The 17,382-nt window shown below is 31.4% G+C and carries 17 protein-coding genes; all 17 read left to right on the top strand.

The annotated features are described in order from the left end of the window. Window position 1: 1 nt before the first annotated feature. The 17 genes from ACZ41D_RS00300 to kamC all read left to right on the top strand — a co-directional run bounded on the left by ACZ41D_RS00300 (window position 2) and on the right by kamC (window position 17,380). Window positions 2–1,117 carry a GerAB/ArcD/ProY family transporter gene (locus ACZ41D_RS00300; RefSeq protein ID WP_464151945.1) on the top strand — a complete coding sequence of 372 codons (1,116 nt, stop codon included), beginning with the start codon at window positions 2–4 and terminating at the stop codon, window positions 1,115–1,117. Continuing rightward, entirely contained in the window at window positions 1,110–2,240 is a 1,131-nt protein-coding gene (locus tag ACZ41D_RS00295; RefSeq protein ID WP_464151944.1) for a Ger(x)C family spore germination protein, read from the top strand. Before ACZ41D_RS00300 ends, ACZ41D_RS00295 begins: the two co-directional genes overlap by 8 nt. Window positions 2,241–2,324: 84 nt before the next feature. After that, window positions 2,325–2,999 carry a stage II sporulation protein R gene (gene spoIIR / locus ACZ41D_RS00290; protein WP_464151943.1) on the top strand — a complete coding sequence of 225 codons (675 nt, stop codon included), beginning with the start codon at window positions 2,325–2,327 and terminating at the stop codon, window positions 2,997–2,999. A gap of 17 nt (window positions 3,000–3,016) precedes the next feature. Beyond that, a complete protein-coding gene (locus ACZ41D_RS00285) occupies window positions 3,017–3,223 on the top strand; it encodes a hypothetical protein (RefSeq protein WP_464151942.1) in 207 nt (68 codons plus the stop codon). Between the two features lie 71 nt (window positions 3,224–3,294). Further along, window positions 3,295–3,768, top strand: a complete 474-nt coding sequence (locus tag ACZ41D_RS00280; RefSeq protein ID WP_464151941.1) for a hypothetical protein — start codon at window positions 3,295–3,297, stop codon at window positions 3,766–3,768. A 5-nt stretch (window positions 3,769–3,773) separates the two neighbouring features. After that, entirely contained in the window at window positions 3,774–4,304 is a 531-nt protein-coding gene (locus ACZ41D_RS00275; protein WP_464151940.1) for a permease, read from the top strand. Window positions 4,305–4,555: 251 nt separating this feature from the next. After that, window positions 4,556–5,278, top strand: coding sequence for a spore cortex-lytic enzyme (gene sleB, locus ACZ41D_RS00270; protein ID WP_464151939.1), 723 nt, complete (start codon window positions 4,556–4,558; stop codon window positions 5,276–5,278). A gap of 15 nt (window positions 5,279–5,293) precedes the next feature. Further along, window positions 5,294–6,661, top strand: a complete 1,368-nt coding sequence (gene ypeB, locus ACZ41D_RS00265; RefSeq protein WP_464151938.1) for a germination protein YpeB — start codon at window positions 5,294–5,296, stop codon at window positions 6,659–6,661. 197 nt (window positions 6,662–6,858) lie between these two features. After that, the gene (locus ACZ41D_RS00260) at window positions 6,859–7,917 is read left to right on the top strand and encodes a tripartite tricarboxylate transporter substrate binding protein (protein ID WP_464151937.1); all 1,059 of its coding nucleotides are present in this window, start codon (window positions 6,859–6,861) and stop codon (window positions 7,915–7,917) included. 88 nt (window positions 7,918–8,005) lie between these two features. Next, window positions 8,006–8,479, top strand: coding sequence for a tripartite tricarboxylate transporter TctB family protein (locus ACZ41D_RS00255; protein WP_464151936.1), 474 nt, complete (start codon window positions 8,006–8,008; stop codon window positions 8,477–8,479). Window positions 8,480–8,492: 13 nt separating this feature from the next. Further along, window positions 8,493–10,001, top strand: a complete 1,509-nt coding sequence (locus tag ACZ41D_RS00250; RefSeq protein WP_464151935.1) for a tripartite tricarboxylate transporter permease — start codon at window positions 8,493–8,495, stop codon at window positions 9,999–10,001. A 128-nt stretch (window positions 10,002–10,129) separates the two neighbouring features. After that, window positions 10,130–10,546 carry a YwiB family protein gene (locus ACZ41D_RS00245; RefSeq protein WP_464151934.1) on the top strand — a complete coding sequence of 139 codons (417 nt, stop codon included), beginning with the start codon at window positions 10,130–10,132 and terminating at the stop codon, window positions 10,544–10,546. A gap of 89 nt (window positions 10,547–10,635) precedes the next feature. After that, complete coding sequence (locus ACZ41D_RS00240) at window positions 10,636–12,030, top strand: sigma-54 interaction domain-containing protein (RefSeq protein WP_464151933.1); 1,395 nt, start codon at window positions 10,636–10,638, stop codon at window positions 12,028–12,030. A gap of 342 nt (window positions 12,031–12,372) precedes the next feature. Continuing rightward, window positions 12,373–13,410: an L-erythro-3,5-diaminohexanoate dehydrogenase gene (gene kdd / locus ACZ41D_RS00235; protein ID WP_464151932.1), complete on the top strand. Its 1,038-nt coding sequence runs from the start codon at window positions 12,373–12,375 to the stop codon at window positions 13,408–13,410. A 24-nt stretch (window positions 13,411–13,434) separates the two neighbouring features. Beyond that, window positions 13,435–14,694 (top strand): lysine 2,3-aminomutase, encoded by a 1,260-nt coding sequence (kamA, locus tag ACZ41D_RS00230; protein ID WP_464151931.1) that lies wholly within the window; start codon window positions 13,435–13,437, stop codon window positions 14,692–14,694. Window positions 14,695–14,706: 12 nt separating this feature from the next. Then, on the top strand, window positions 14,707–15,738 hold the full coding sequence (gene kamB / locus ACZ41D_RS00225) for a lysine 5,6-aminomutase reactivase subunit KamB (protein WP_464151930.1): 1,032 nt from the start codon (window positions 14,707–14,709) through the stop codon (window positions 15,736–15,738). 1 nt (window position 15,739) lies between these two features. Further along, window positions 15,740–17,380, top strand: coding sequence for a lysine 5,6-aminomutase reactivase ATPase KamC (gene kamC / locus ACZ41D_RS00220; RefSeq protein ID WP_464151929.1), 1,641 nt, complete (start codon window positions 15,740–15,742; stop codon window positions 17,378–17,380). The last annotated feature ends 2 nt before the right edge of the window (window positions 17,381–17,382 follow it).

Genomic DNA, 17,382 nt, shown 5'->3' with positions numbered 1-17,382 from the left:
TATGATTAGTGACAATAGTAAAATTTCAAGTTTTCAATTAGGTGTACTATTATTTAATACAATAGTAGGAGTAGGTATACTTTCCCTGCCATCAGATGTTGCAGGGACATTGGGGAATGATGGCTGGGCTTTGATAGTTATTGGGGGTGCTATCGCTGTTTTTTTAAATTATCTTATAAATAGATTGACAATCATGTTTGAGGGTCGAACATTTATTGAGTTTGGCAGAGAACTAGTTACAACACCTATATCTGATATTTTAGCTTTTATTTATATAATTTATTTTTTGATTATTCTAGCTTTTGAGTTAAGAATATTTGGCGAAGTAATAAAGATGTTTCTGCTAGAAAGTACACCTATAGAAATAGTGATACTGACAATGCTTTTAGTGTCAACTTACCTAGTAAGATCAAATGTGGAGAGTATAGGAAGAATGACAATGATTATATTTCCTATAATATTTATTCCTATAGGTATACTGGTTATAATATTTTCCCCAACGTTGAATTTATCAAACATACTTCCTCTTTTTAGGCTTAATATATTTGATATGGTAAAGGGAATTCCTGATACTTTTTTCAGTTTTATAGGGTTTGAAATTATTATGATCTTTATGGCTTATGTAAAAGACCCTAAGAAAGATTCTCTTAAATTTTCTACTTTATCAATATTATTTGTCACTATTATTTACCTAATTGTTTTTTTCGTTACTTTAGCTGGGTTTGGTGTAGAGGAACTAAAAAATCAGATATGGCCATCTCTTGATATTATGAAATCCATAGATTTTCCAGGTGCTTTTGTAGAAAATTTAGAGGGATTGATTATGGCTATATGGGTACTAGTTGTATTTAGTACAATTGCACCTTATTTTTATTCTGTAACAGTTATAATAAGTCAGATGTTGAAATGCGAAAAGCATAGCCAATTTGTCTGGCCTATAGTGCCTATTATATATATATTATCATTAATACCAGATAATCTTGCTCAAGTATATACATATGTAAATATGTCTTCAAAAATTTTGGGTACTTTGTGCGTAATAATTATTCCTATTGTTTATCTAATAGTAGCACTTATAAAAAAGAAATCTCGAAAGGAGATAGATACATATGAATAAAACTATTAAATTTATCGCTGTATTATTTATACTATATCTTCTTACGGGATGTTGGGATAAATTAGAAATTGAGGAAAGAGCATATGTATCCGTAATAGGGATTGATTTAAATACAGACGAACAATCTCCTCAGGGAGAATACAGAATAACATATTCATTCCCAAATCTCAATGCTATTGGTAAAAACGCTAGTAGTGAAAAGGGAAAATTTGTTTTAAGCGGTACAGGTAAAAGTATATACGATACTAATGTTGCAATATCGATGAGAATAAATAAAACTCTTTTTTTAAAACACGTAAAAGCCATAGTTATCGGAGAAGATTTAGCTAAAAATCCAGATAAGATGAAAGCTATATTTGATGGAATTGGAAGGAGCAACGTAATAAGCAGAAAAGCAGTTGTTCTTATTGCTAAAGGGACAGCTCAAGATGTAATAAATATAAAGGACGAAATGGAACCTGTTACAGGTGCTTTGATAGAGGAATTGCTGGATAATTATAAAGTAACTGCTAGATTTAATCACCAGAATATAGGGCAGATATTAATTTCACTTAATAATGTTAATCGTGCCCTTTTGCCTAGAGTAATACCTAAAGAAAATGAAATTATTATAGCGGGTTCCTCGGTTATTAAGAATTTTAAGCATATAGCTTGGTTGGGAGAACTAGAAACTAGGGCTACTATGTTTTTGAAGGGAATGGTAAAAGGTGAAGTAATAGACGTTGTTATAGATGATGTAGAGATACCATATGTAGTATCTGGAACTAAAGTTATAAGGTCAGCTGATGTAGAAGATGGAATTATAAACATGAATTACAATGTAGAGCTTGAAGGTTATACTCAAATGTTCAAAATGGATACTGAGGAAAAAATTATGGACAATAGAACTATTAAAAAAATTGAAGAACAGATAGAAAAGGTTTTAGAGGAAGAAATAATTATGACAATAGAGAAGATTCAAAAAGAGTTTAATGCAGATGTTATAGAAGTAGAAGATTACTTGAGAAAATTTAAGCCTGATTTATGGGAAAGTGTAAAAGATGACTGGGATGAAGTATTTCCAAAAATAAATATTACAGTAAATGTTGACGCTAAGCTTAGAAGAGTAGGAATGACAAAATAAATGGTTAAATATTCATGTTTAAATGTTGCCTTTTTTGTCAATACTTTATTTAAGATAATAGGATATAAAAGCTGAGGTGATTATATGACAAAAGGGTATAAGAAAATTATTATAGTGTTATGTATATTGCTTTTAATTGCAGGTGTAACAGTTTTTGCTGATACAACAAAATTATATACAAGCCAAAAAGCATATAGTGATAAACTTATAAGATTTCATGTTATTGCTAATAGTGATTCTCCAGAAGATCAGGAGTTAAAGTTAAAAGTAAGAGATAGAATAATTTCTGAAATGAATGATAAATTTATTGATACAAATTCTATAGAAGAAGTGCAGAAAATAATTAATAGTAATTTAGATGAGATAAAGTACATAGCTCAACAAACAGTAAAAGAGGAAAATAAAAATTATGATGTAAATGTATATTTTGGCAATAGCAATTTTCCTACTAAATCTTATGGGGGATTTACATTACCTGCAGGAGAATATAAAGCTGTTAAAGTGGTATTAGGGGAAGGTAAAGGTAAAAACTGGTGGTGTGTTATGTTCCCTCCTCTATGTTTTATTGATGTAACCTATGGGCTTACTGATAAAGAGACAGAAAAAGAACTAAAAAAGATCTTAACTGAAGAAGAATTTGATATGATATCAAGTACAAGAGACGGTAAAAAAATACCAATAAAACTGAAATTTAAAATTTCTGAAATAATTAAGGATAGTAAAACTAGGTTTGCAAAGTTATTTATAAGTGAAGAATAAGACCGCATAATTATTATGTGGTCTTTTATAGTGTTCTTAATATTGACATTTCCATAAATATATCATATATAAATATCAAAGATCAGGTATTAGATAATTTGGTTTTTGATATTATAAACAATCTTGAAAAGTATCCGAAGCTAAAAGCTGATAGTGAAAGGTTAGTAGACAAAGAAATGTATTTAAATCAATGTAATGTAGAAAACATTAAAAAATTGTATTAGTTGAGGAAATTGCATAATTACTACAAAAAATTCTATTATGTAAATTTCTCAATTATAGAGGTGGTGATTTTTTGAATGCAGCTTTATATATCATTACGATAGCTCTTTTATGCTTATCTTTATACAAGGACAAGTATAAAACAAAAAAAGCTTTAAAAAAAGCTTGGAAATCATTTGAGAACATACTAGCACAATTTTTAGGAGTTATAGTTATTGTTGGCATGATGTTAGCTATATTTGATGCAGAATTGATATCTAAAATTGTTGGAGTTGAGTCAGGTTTATATGGGGTTATAGTCTCCTCATTGATAGGGGCAATAACATTGATACCCGGATTTGTTGCCTTTCCAATATCAGCAATGTTACTTGAAAATGGTGCTGGTTATATGCAAATTGGTGCGTTTATTTCAACGTTAATGATGGTTGGAATTGTTACAATGCCTGTGGAGATAAAATATTTTGGTAAAAAACTTACATTTAATAGAAATATTCTAGCATTTTTATTTTCTTTTTTAGTGGCATATATTATAGGAAAGGTGGCTTAAGGAACATGGCTTTGATTAAAAGATATAGTTTTTTTATAATAACACTACTTGCACTAATTATATTATTTTTTATTAATAGTCAGATTGGTTTGAAAGCAATAGGTATAATAGGATATTCATTTAAAGAAATGGCATTAGTTATTCCACCGATTTTTGTACTATTAGGTCTTTTAGATGTATGGGTTCCTAGAAAAACAATGATGAAATATATGGGAGAAAAATCTGGTGTAAAAGGGGTATTATTAGCTATAATTTTAGGCTCTGCAGCAGCAGGTCCTTTGTACGGTGCTTTCCCAATAGCTGCAGTATTTATGAAAAAAGGAGTTAAATTTAGCAATGTACTTATATTTATAGGGGCTTGGTCTACAACGAAGGTACCTATGTTTTTGTTTGAGTTATCTTCTTTAGGAACAAAATTTGCTTTAACTAGATTATTGGTTGATATTCCAGGAATAATCATTATTGCTTATATTCTTTATAAAATAACGCCTAAAGAAGAGATTAAAAGAATATATGAAAAAGCAGAGTCTTTATAATTTGAGGAATTTGCATAATTACTGCAATGTAAGAAATTTAAAGTTGTTTCTCTATAATTTTACAAAATTAAATAGTAAGTTATGCTTCTTAGCTTAATTATTTTCTAGTTTATAAATATTCCCGCTAAATTCTACTAAGTTATCACAATAAAATTGAATAATTATGTTATTACTTACAGAAAATATAATCAAATATAGTATTGGGAAGTTGTATCATATTAACTACCAATTGTTAGGAGGAGGACATAACATTGAAAAAAGTAGTTCTTTTTGCGAGTATTATTGCAATAGTATTTTTATCAATTTCCATATATCAAATGGAGAATACTGTGCAAATTGATAGTCTTCAAGCATACAAAAAAGCATCTATGGCATCTAATACACTGTATTGGGGGTCAGAAGGACAGGATGTAAAAAATGTACAATGGAAGCTTTTACAGTGGGGTTACTATAATGGTAAGGTTGATGGCATATATGGAGCTGAAACATATAGGGCGGTAAAAGAGTTTCAAAGTAAGAATGGATTGAAAGTAGATGGAGTAGTTGGACCAGAAACTGCAGCAGCATTAGGATTAAGTATAGGTACAACTTCAGGAGATGTTGAAGCGTCAGGAGTTAGCAGAGATGATGATGTTTATCTTATAGCTAGAGCTGTACATGGAGAAGCACGTGGAGAGCCTTATATAGGTAAAGTTGCTGTAGCTGCGGTAATTTTAAATAGAACAAAGCACCCTTCTTTTCCAAACACTATAGCAGGGGTTATATATCAACCTGGAGCATTTACTGCTGTATCAGATGGACAAATAAATCTGCAGCCTGATGAAGATTCCATAAGAGCAGCAAGGGATGCTTTGAATGGTTGGGATCCTACATATGGTTGTAGGTATTATTGGAATCCTGCTACTGCAACTAGCAAGTGGATTTGGTCAAGAGAAGTGGTTGTAAAAATTGGCAAGCATTGGTTTGGAAATTAATAGGAGGTGATCTTGTTGAAAAATAGAGGACGGATAATATCTATAGTTCTAGCCTTAGCATTAGTTGCTACAGGAGTGTGGGGATATAATCAATATAGATTGAAAAATTCTTATAAGATAACCTTAAACAATAATTATCAAAGACTTTTCTATGATATGAAGAGTCATATTGAAAATGTACAGGTTTCACTTTCAAAAGCATTGTTATCTGAATCTAGAGATCAAAATATACTTTTATTAAATCAAATAGTGCAACAGGCTTATTTAGCACAAGAAAAATTATCGCAAATGCCAATTAACCATGGAGATATAAGTAAAACAGAAAAATTTTTAAATCAAGTTGCAGATTATAGCTATTCATTGTTAAAAGGTCATCTTAATGGTAAACCTTTAACTGATGAACAAAGAGATACTGTTGCTCAGTTGCAAAATTATGTTGGAACTCTTGATAAAGAACTAGCTGATTTGCACAATAAAATAGCTAATGGAGAAATAAATTTTCATATAACAGGTCTTAGCGGAAGAAGTAAATTAAAAGAAGCAAATGAAAATATGATAAATACAAGTCTAGTTAATGTAGAAGAGCAATTTACGGAAACTCCAGAACTTATATACGATGGGCCATTTTCTGATCAAGTTATGAATATTAAACCTAAAGGATTAGGCAAAGGAAATGTAGACAAAGAAAAGGCAGAAGAGATAGTTAGGGAATTTTTAGGTATAGAAAAGGTAAGAAAACTAACTCTTTTTGAGGAAGGAGAACAAAGTAATGCAGCTAAAATAGAATCATATACATTTAGCGTAGATCCAGAAAATGAAGAAAAAGAGCAGGCAATATACATATCTGTAAGCAAAATTGGTGGCAACGTAGTGTGGATGGCAAACCCTAGAGCAGTAAATGAAATAAGCTTATCTGTGAAACAGGCAGAAAATTATGCTAAAAAGTTTTTACAGGAAAAAGGATACGAAAATATGGAATTAAACTATTCTTTAAGATATGATGGAGTGGCATTATTCAATTATGCTTATAAGGAAGGTGATGTCACAATATATCCTGATTTAATAAAAGTCAAAGTAGCATTGGATAATGGAGAGATTGTAGGTTACGACGCAGCTGGGTATCTTACAAGTCATTATGATAGAGATATAGCTGAACCTAAATTAACAGAAGAAGAAGCAAGAGATAGAGTAAGATATAGCTTTAATATTGATAGTATAAGGCTTGCTATTATACCTAAAGAAGGGACCAAAGAAGCTTTATGTTATGAATTTAAGGGTAAATATCAAGGCTCAGATTTTATAGTATATATAAATGCTCTTACAGGACAGGAAGAGGATATATTAAAGATTATTAAGAATGAAAATGGAACACTAACTTTTTAATAATTATAAGGTAATTGTTTTTAAGAGACACTACCCTATAAACATTGAAATTACAAGGGCCTAGATGACATTGTAAAGAAAAAAATTACCAATTTATGATTTGACAAAAAAAACACCTTTATTTATAATAAGAATGCTGATTTTAAGAGATTGTTATTTTAACTGGCAAACAGATAAAATGTTGAGAGGTGTTAATAATGAAAGTCAAATCAATTTTTGTATTTTTATTAGCTATATGCTTAATTTTTAGTCTAGCTGCATGTTCTGGTAATACCTTTACAGATCAAAATGCTAATAAAAATACTGATAATAATTCTAGCTATCCTAATAAACCGATAACAATGATAATTCCATATACTGCAGGTGGGACAACTGATTTAACTGGTAGGCAATTAGCAATTCAACTAGAAAAATTCTTAGGGCAATCTATTACTATTGTTAATCAAAGTGGAGCTTCAGGTTCTATTGGTGCAAAGACAGTTCTAGACGCTGATCCTGATGGTTATACTATTCTTTTTACTGCCGATTCTTTAGGAACTCAAAGGGTAATGGGTATTTCTGAAATGAGTTATAATGACTTTACACCTATTATTGTTACTGTAAATGACCCTAAGGTTATAGTAGTTAATAAAACTTCAAAGTATGAAACTCTTGAAGATTTAATTAATGACATGAAAGCACGTCCAGGAAAAGTAAAAATGTCTTATACAGGGCCTGGAGGGTCAGGTCATGTTCAAAGCTTAATTTACAATAAACTTGGATTAGATATGGCATTAACTGCTTATCCAGGTGGCAGCGATTGTATAGTTGCAGTGTTAGGTGATCAAGTTGATTTTACAAATTCAAATTTTTCTACAGTTACAGGCTATCTTGAAAGCGGAGATTTAAAATTATTAGGGGTATCTGCTAATGAAAGATTATCAAAATATCCTGATGTTCCAACTTTATCAGAGGTTATTCCTGAAGCAAAAGAATATTTTAAATTCCCATTTACTCCACTTTCCCTATTAGTTGATAAAGATGTTCCACAAGATGTTGTAAAGGTACTAAGAGATGCTGCTAATAAAGCAATACAAGAACAAGAATGGAAAGATTACGTTGAGAAGAACTGTTTAGAAGAATTATATTTAAAGTATCCAGATGAAGATTCTATTAGACAGTTTTACAACGATTGGGAATCTCTTGTAAGCTGGCTTCTTTATGATGCAGGTGCTAGTAAGTATAGTCCTGAAAAATTCAATATTCCTAGACCTTAATTACAGAGTAGTCGCCAGTATAACATGAAGTTTATATTAGCGACTACCTTTTTATGCATATATTATTAAGCGGTGAAAGGTGGTTTGAATGGATAAATATAGCAAGAGGGATTATTTTTCAAATAAAAATGTCAAGGAAGCTATATTATTTTTTTTACTTGCAGTTGGATTGCTGATATATTCCCTTGTTAATCACTATGACTCTACGAACCTTAAATGGTCTATGTCTCCTTATTTATTTCCAACTATTATTTCAATTTTTATTGGGGCACTTTCTGTTTCGCTTGCGTTAGAGGGAATTAAGGAAGTAAAGACAAATAAAAGAGTTAAAGCAAAAGCTAATGTTAAATGGAAGGATGTATTATTTACTATAGTTGCTTCTATAATTTATTTTATATTAATGGATGTTATTACGTTTATACCTGCTACAATTTTATTTTTAGTTTTTATGTTGTTTTATTTTGGTGAACGTAGGATTTGGTTAATTGCTTTTATTTCTATTGGAACATCAACAATTCTTTATGTACTCTTTGACGTGCTATTACATGTAATGCTACCATAGGGGTGTGATTTGAATGGAAGGGTTTCTTGATGTAATGAAATATTTTTTAGAATTTCGTTTTGTACTAATGGTATTTATAGGAGCAGTAGCTGGGCTTCTTGTTGGATCAATTCCCGGGCTTTCAGTTTCTATGGCAACTGCTTTGTTAGTATCTATTACATATTCTTGGCCTACTAGTGATGCTATGGCAACTATAATGGGGGTTTATGTTGTTGGTGTGTTTTCTGGTGCTATTTCTGCTATTTTGATCAATATACCAGGTGCTCCTTCTGCTGTTGTTACTACATTAGATGGATATCCCCTTTCTATTAAAGGAGAAGCTTATAAAGCTATAAAATATGCTACAGTGTATTCTTTCATTGGTACTACTTTTGGATTTATAGCTTTGTGGGTTCTTGCCAAACCTATCTCAAGTGTTGCATTAAAATTTACTCCAATGGATTATTTTCTATTGGCACTATTTGGGTTAACGACAGTTGGTTCTTTAACTGCTAAGAATTTTTCAAAAGGACTTATTAGTGCAATGTTAGGATTAATTATTAGTATGATAGGAATGGATTCTGTAATGGGTACTCCACGTATGACATTTGGGATTTATGATTTGCAAGCGGGAGTAAGTATTATACCTGCTTTAGTTGGCCTATTCGGCTTTTCTGAAGTACTTTCTGTTATTTCTGAAGGACTTTTACACGGTAATGTTTCTAAGGTTGAAAAATCTGATATTAAGATTAAAGATATGCTTAAACACTTTTTCTATTCTTTGTATTATAGTACTCTTGGTACAGTTATTGGTGCACTTCCAGGTGCTGGCAGCCCAGTTGCATCGTTTATTGCATATAGTGAGGCTAAAAGAATTACTAAAAAACCTAGCAGACCTTTTGGAGAAGGTGCAGTTGAAGGCATTGTTGCTAGTGAATCAGCTAATAATGCTTGCATTGGAGGGGCTTTGATTCCTATGTTAACTCTTGCTATTCCTGGAGATGCTGTTACAGCTATTATATTGTCAGTATTTTATGTTCACGGATTACAACCAGGTCCAATGTTTATTAAAACAAATCCTGAAATGTTTCATGTAATATTAGCAGGTGGTTTGATAGGTTGTGTATTCTTATTATTGTTAGGATTATTTGTAGGACCTAGAATTAGTAAAATTATAAAGATTCCTAAGAGAATTCTTCTTCCTATTGTCACAGTACTGTGCGTAATCGGAGCTTTTGCAGGTAATAACAGAATGTTTGATGTAGCATTGATGTTTATATTTGGCATATTAGGTTTTCTTATGCGTAGACATGACTATCCTGTAGCTCCAATGACTCTTGCTCTTGTTTTAGGATCTATGATGGATTCAAATTTCCGTAGGGCAGTTTCATTAGCTTCTTCTGAAAATAATAAAATTGTAGCTCTTTTTGGAAGACCTATTACAATTGTTTTACTTATTCTAACTATTTTAACTCTTGTTTCTAATGTACCAGCTGTGAAACGTTTATTTGCCTTTAGAAATAGGAAAAATAATATTGCTTGATTTTATATATTATTTAATAGGTCTGTCACTTATAATCTCCTATTTCTAAATCATGTATTATTCGATATAATGTATATACATAATTAGAGAATAAGTTAAAATATTTAGGTGCCCCAAAGGAGGTTTTTATGAAAAGAGTAACGCTTAAAATAAAAGGAACACAGATAGATGTTAATGGAGAAAAAAATGAAATAGAATTAATTACTGAGGGAAAGTTTTATATAAAAAACGGGTCATATTATTTAGTTTATAATGAAACAGAGCTCTCTGGTATGGAAGGCTCAACCACTACGTTAAAAATTGAGAATGAAAAAGTATCTATGAAGCGATTTGGCAGCAATTCTTCTGCACTTATTTTTGAAGAAGGAATAAAACATAAATCTTTATATCAAACTTTTTATGGTGATATGAGTATGGAAGTCGTTACCAAAAAAATAGATGTTAATATTTCTGAAATGGGTAAAGGTAAAGTAGATTTATTTTACAGACTTAATATGTCAAATATGATAGAAAGTCAAAATAGATTATCTATAGAAATAATGTAAAGATTAATAAAATGAGAAAATTATATAATTTTATGTTGCTGAATTTTAGGCATATTATGCCGAAAAATGGGCATATGGAGATGAGTTAAATGAAAGAGGAGTTTTTAAAAGAAAGTATATTTTATATACTAGACTTTGTTGAGGAAGGTATCCACATTATAGATAAAAATGGTAAGATAGTTTATTATAATAAGTTTGCTCAAGAATTGGACGATATAGACAGAGAAAAAGCCATAGGAAGACATATATTAGAGGTATATCCGTCCTTATCCTACAACACTAGTACTCTTTTGAAAGTTATAAAAACAGGTGAGCCAATATTTAATGTTGAACAAACTTTTATAAATTATAAAGGGAAAAAAATAACTACTATTAACTCCTCAATACCAATAATATTAGATGGAAAAGTTGAAGGGGCATTAGAAATATCCAAAGATATAACACAGGTGAGAAAGTTATCTGAAAAGATAGTGGATCTACAAAAGGAGCTTTATAAAGAAGAAAATGGAAAACAAAAGAAAAATAAAGGTACATCATACTATACTTTTGTAGATATTGTAGGTCAAAGTCAGGTTATGCTTAAGTTAAAATCTTTAGCTTTGAAAGCAGCTTTGACATCATCTCCTGTTTTAATTTATGGCGAAACTGGAACAGGGAAGGAACTCTTTGTTCAATCTATTCACAGTGCAAGCTTAAGAAGAAACAAACCGTTTATAGCTCAAAATTGCGCTGCTTTACCAAGTAATCTCCTAGAGGGAATTCTCTTTGGAACTGTAAAGGGAGGATTTACGGGAGCAGAGGATAGACCTGGATTGTTTGAGCTTGCTAACGGTGGAACATTATTCTTGGATGAAATAAACTCCATGCCTTTAGATTTACAGCCAAAACTTTTAAGAGTCCTTCAAGATGGAACTGTAAGAAGGGTAGGAGCAACAAAAACTATTAATGTAGATGTAAGAATAATTGCTGCTACTAATGTGGACCCTGAAAAAGCTATAGCTAATAATCTTTTAAGAAAGGATTTGTACTATAGACTAAATGTAATATATTTAAAAATACCTGAGCTTAAGAATAGAAAAGAGGATATCCCAATTCTTACTGATTATTTTATTAAAAAATATAATCGTAAGTTAAATAGATCAGTAAAATGTGTTTCTAAGGAAGTTATGAATACATTTTTAAGATATCCTTGGGAAGGTAATGTAAGGGAATTAGAACATGTTATAGAGGGCGTTATGACTATGTACGATACAGATAAAATAACTTTAAAACATTTACCACAAAGGTTTGAAATGTTTAAAGAAAATTATTTAAATTTGTCAAAAGAGAGAAAATCCCTCAAAGTATTAGTTGAACAGACAGAAAAAAACGCAATATATCAAGCATTAAAAGAAACTAATTTTAATATAACTAAAACTGCAAAGGTCTTAAATATACCAAGGCAAACTCTTCAATATAAGATAAAAAAATATAATTTATCTTAAAAAATAAAATCTTTATTTATAAAACAAAACTGCCGATTTTTCGGCAGTTTTGTTTTTATTGCTTAAATTGTGTGATAAATTACAATTTTAATTATTATGCTAAAGCTAGTTAGGAAAAGGATTTCCAGACTTAAGAATTTTCTATTTCTTTTTTAATTTTTGGCATATATTTTGCATTTACTTTATATGGATTGACGAACTTGTTTGCTATTAGAATTTAAACATTAGCTCTTATTCAAGTACGACCATAATGCTTTACATTAAAAGTGCTTAAATACTGGAGCAGTGGAAGTTGATTTTATAAAGGCTTATTTTAAGATTAAAACTAAGGGAGGAATATATATGAAAAAAGGATGTCCATATGGAACTCATAGAGTTATTGAACCAAAAGGAACTTTGCCACAACCTGCTTTAAAGATTGACAATAATATGGAGATTTATGACAATGAAATACTAATTGATGTACAGACATTAAATATAGACTCTGCTAGCTTTACTCAAATTGAGGAAGAAGCTAAGGGTGATGTTGAAAAAATAAAGGAAATAATGTTAGGTATTGTAGCTGAAAGAGGTAAGCATCAAAACCCTGTAACGGGTTCAGGTGGTATGCTTATAGGTACAGTAGAAAAAATAGGGCCTGCATTAGAAGGTAAGACAGATTTGAAAGTTGGAGATAAAATAGCTACACTTGTTTCTTTATCACTAACACCACTTAGAATAGATGAAATACTTGAAATAAGAAAGGATATTGACCAAGTAGATATAAAAGGGAAAGCAATATTATTTGAAAGCGGTATATATGCAGTGCTTCCAGATGATTTACCAGAAAATCTTGCTCTTTCTGTTCTTGATGTTGCTGGAGCTCCAGCTCAAACAGCAAAGCTTGTAAAACCTGGAGATACAGTAGTAGTTATTGGTGGAACAGGAAAGTCAGGGATGCTTTGTTTATATGAAGCAAAGAAAAGAGTAGGAGTTACTGGAAAAGTAATATGTGTAGGTAGCAGGGACAGCAGCATAGAAAGAGCAAAATCAGCAGACCTTGCAGATGTATATATAAAAGCAAATGCAACTGATGCTGTAGGATTGATGAACAAAATCAGTGAGGTAACAGATGGTAAGATGGCTGATATAACTATAAACTGTGTAAACATACCAAATACTGAAATGCCTAGCATATTATGTACCAAAGATGATGGAACTATTTATTTCTTTAGCATGGCAACTAGCTTTACTAAAGCAGCATTAGGAGCTGAGGGAGTAGGTAAGGATGTAAATATGATAATAGGTAATGGATATACAAAAGGTCATGCTCAAATAGCACTTCAGATAATGAGGGATAGTGAAAAATTAAGAGAGATTTATAGCAAATTATATGCTTAAGGAAAATTTAAGGGGGATTTATTAATGAGATCATACAAAGACATTGAGCTTTGGAAAGATGTATCTGAAGATGAATGGAATGATTGGCATTGGCAGGTTAGAAATAGAATAACTGATGTGGATACATTAAAAAAGGTAATAAATTTAACAGAAGATGAAGAAAAAGATATACAAGAAGTCCTTGGAAAGTTTAGAATGGGTATTACTCCATATTATGCTTCACTCATGGATAAAAACGATCCTAATTGTCCTATTAGAAAACAGGCTGTTCCTACTATATTGGAAACTTATGAAAGTGCTGCAGATATGGAAGACCCCTTACACGAAGATACTGATTCACCAGTACCGGGACTAACTCATAGATATCCTGATAGGGTATTATTTTTGATAACAGATCAATGTTCAATGTACTGCAGGCATTGTACTAGGAGAAGATTTGCAGGACATCAGGATAAGGGCATGCCAATGGACAAGATAGAAGCAGGAATTGAATATATTAAAAATACACCTCAAGTTAGAGATGTTCTTCTTTCTGGAGGAGATGCTTTATTAGTTTCAGACGATAGGCTAGAATATATTATTAAAAAACTTAGAGAAATACCTCACGTAGAAATAATAAGAATAGGGAGCCGTACTCCAGTAGTTATGCCTCAGAGGATTACAGATGATCTAGTAAATATGCTTAAGAAATATCACCCTATATGGTTAAATACTCACTTTAATCATCCAAAAGAGATAACTGAAACATCTACAAAAGCTATAGCAAAGTTAGCAGATGCAGGTATCCCATTAGGTAATCAATCGGTGCTTTTAAGAGGAGTAAATGATTGTGTTCACATAATGACAGAATTAGTTCATAAACTAGTAAAGATAAGAGTAAGACCATATTATATTTACCAGTGTGACCTTTCTATGGGGATAGAACATTTTAGAACTCCTGTATCGAAAGGTCTAGAGATAATGGAAGGGTTAAGAGGACATACTTCAGGATATGCAGTACCTACATTTGTAGTAGATGCACCTGGAGGAGGCGGGAAGATACCTGTTATGCCTAATTATGTTATCAGCATGTCTCCACACAAAGTGGTTTTAAGAAATTATGAAGGAGTTATCACTACTTATACAGAACCTAAAAATACAGATCATGAATGTAACTGCCCAGTATGTAGAGGTGAAAGAGAGCATAAACTTAGTGGCGTAGCTGGACTTTTACAAGGGAACGACATTGCATTGGAGCCTACTAAACTTGAAAGAAGAGAAAGAGCAAAAAATAGAGATAAATAAAGGAGTACTGATATGCTATTAGAACTTATAAGGGGTAAATATACGATAGTATCAATAGTTGGAATGGGGAAAAATGCAGGTAAAACTGTTGCTTTAAACCATATAATAGAAGAAGCAATAGATGAAGGTGTAGTGTTAGGCTTAACTTCCATAGGAAGAGATGGGGAAGAAAAGGATGTCATTACTAATACTGAAAAACCTATGATATATGTTGAAGAAGGGGCGATTATTGCTACTGCTACTGAAACATTGAAGTGGGGAGATGCTGGAGTAGAAATATTAAAAATAACTGATTATTCTACCCCTTTAGGTTGCATAGCATTGTGTAGAATAAGGGAAAGTGGTTACGTACAAATTGCTGGGCCACAACGAGTTGAGGAAGCAAAGAAAATAAGCGACATGATGCTTAGTTTAGGAGCACAAATTGTCTTAATAGATGGTGCAATAGACAGAAATTCATCTGCTGCACCATCTATTTCACAAGGCACTATACTTGCTACTGGTGCTGTATTAAGTAGAAGTATGGATAAAGTTATAAGGGAAACTATTCATAGAGTGCAGTTATTGAGGCTTCCTTCTATTGATGATTTTAAGGCAAGGGCAAGTATAGGAAGTATTATGAAAAGGGGTATAATAGGCATTATAGATATGAATAACAATATTAGAGAAGTAGATGTAAAAACTGCTTTAAATAGTGGCCGTATCATTGGGGAAAATTTACATGAAGGTGACAAATATGTTGTCTTGCCTGGAAGCTTGGTAAAAAAAACCCTTAGTGATATTTTATGCTCTAGTGATATATATAAAGATGTACAAATTATTGTTCAGGACGGAACAAAAATATTTATTGGACCTATGGATTGGCTGCAATTTGTGAAGAAAGGGATAAATGTAAGAGTATTAAATCCTATAGATATTATCGCTGTTACATTAAATCCCTATTCTCCCCAGGGTTATTATTTTGACCCCAGAGAATTTAGAAACAAGATGAAGGAGTTTATAAGGGATATACCAGTATTTGATTTAATGCTTGGTGGTGAATAGGATGAAGAATTTTATTGATTCCTTAGGGGAGTCAGGAGTTGACTTTAACTATGTTTTAGATAAAGTTCAACCTTTTACTCCATTTGGGTTGAGGTTAAAAAAAGATTTAAAGCCATTTAAAAGAGGAGAAGAGGTTAAACTCATTGAAGAATTAAATAAAGTAGAAATTTTCGTGTCTGTAATAAAAAATCGAAAATCTTTAGCATCACAGCTTAGAGGTTTATTAAGAGAAATTAAGGACTTAACTAGCTCTATTATAAGCTGTGCTAGTGACGCTATATTAACTGAAGTAGAATTATTCGAGATAAAGAATTTTCTTTATATATTAAGAAAAATTAGAGATATTTTAGATAATATGCTTGTTAACATACCAAAAGATATGTATGTTGAGCCTATAGATTATTTAGAAAAACTCCTTGACCCTCAAGATAGTGGAGTAAATACCTTTTATATTTATGACGATTATTCTGAGGATTTGAAAAGAATAAGGAGAGAAAAAAAAGAACTTGAGATAGAAAAAAAGAAAGAAGAAAAGAAAATTAAAGATTATCTTAAAAAAGTTTTAAATGTTTCTGTACGTCCTGACGGGTCTATTCTTGTTTCAAAAAGTGATAAGAGTACTATAGAAAGTTTGGAGAGTAATCCCTATGTAGCTTACAATTCTGAAACATATCTAGATGTGAAGTATTCTATAAGGGCCAATGACAATATAATAAACATACAGAAAAAAATTGAAGAGCTAAAATTGGAGCAAGAAAAAGAAGAAGTTAAGATAAGACAACGACTTTCAAGGGAAATAGCAAAATATAAAGAACAGCTAATAAAAAACATGAAATCCATAGGGAAAATTGATTTTACCTTGGCAAAGGCTAGCCTTGCTGTAGGCATGAATTGTGTAAAACCTGTTATATTAAAAGAACATAGATTAAAAATAATTGAAGGCAGACACCCTAAAGTAGAAGAAGCGTTGAGAATGAGAGGTCTTATGTTTACTCCTATTACCGTAGATATAAAAGAAGGGGTTACTTGCATAACAGGTGCTAATATGGGAGGAAAGACTGTATCTTTAAAACTTATAGGGTTATTATCTACTATAGCACAGTGTGGGATGTTTGTACCATGCAGGGAAATGGAGATTGGGTTAAATGATTTTATCAATGTATGTATAGGAGATTGGCAATCTACTGAAGAAGGATTAAGCACATTTGGTTCAGAAATTAAAGGAATTCAAAAAGCTATCGCAAGAAAAGGGCAAAGAGGCCTTATACTTATAGATGAACTTGCTCGTGGGACTAATCCGCAAGAAGGATATGCAATATCTAAGGCAGTGGTAAGATATTTACTTGATGAGCCATCTATAACAGTTATAACAACACATTATGATAATATTGCAAATATAAATGGCGTAGTACACTTACAGGTAGTTGGGCTTTCTAATGTCAACTTTGATGATATAATGAATAAAATTGAGGATAATCCTCTATCAGGGATAGATATTATCGGAAAATATATGGATTATAGACTTATTAGAGTTAAAGAACGAGGTCAAACTCCTCGGGATGCACTTAATATTGCAAAACTTATGGGACTAGAAAAAAGTGTCATAGAGGATGCAGAAAAAATATTGATGGAGGAGGTATGATA

The organism is Brassicibacter thermophilus, from assembly GCF_055378355.1.
The sequence above is the reverse complement of the archived record's forward strand: the minus strand, read 5'-3'. Positions and strand labels throughout refer to the sequence as shown.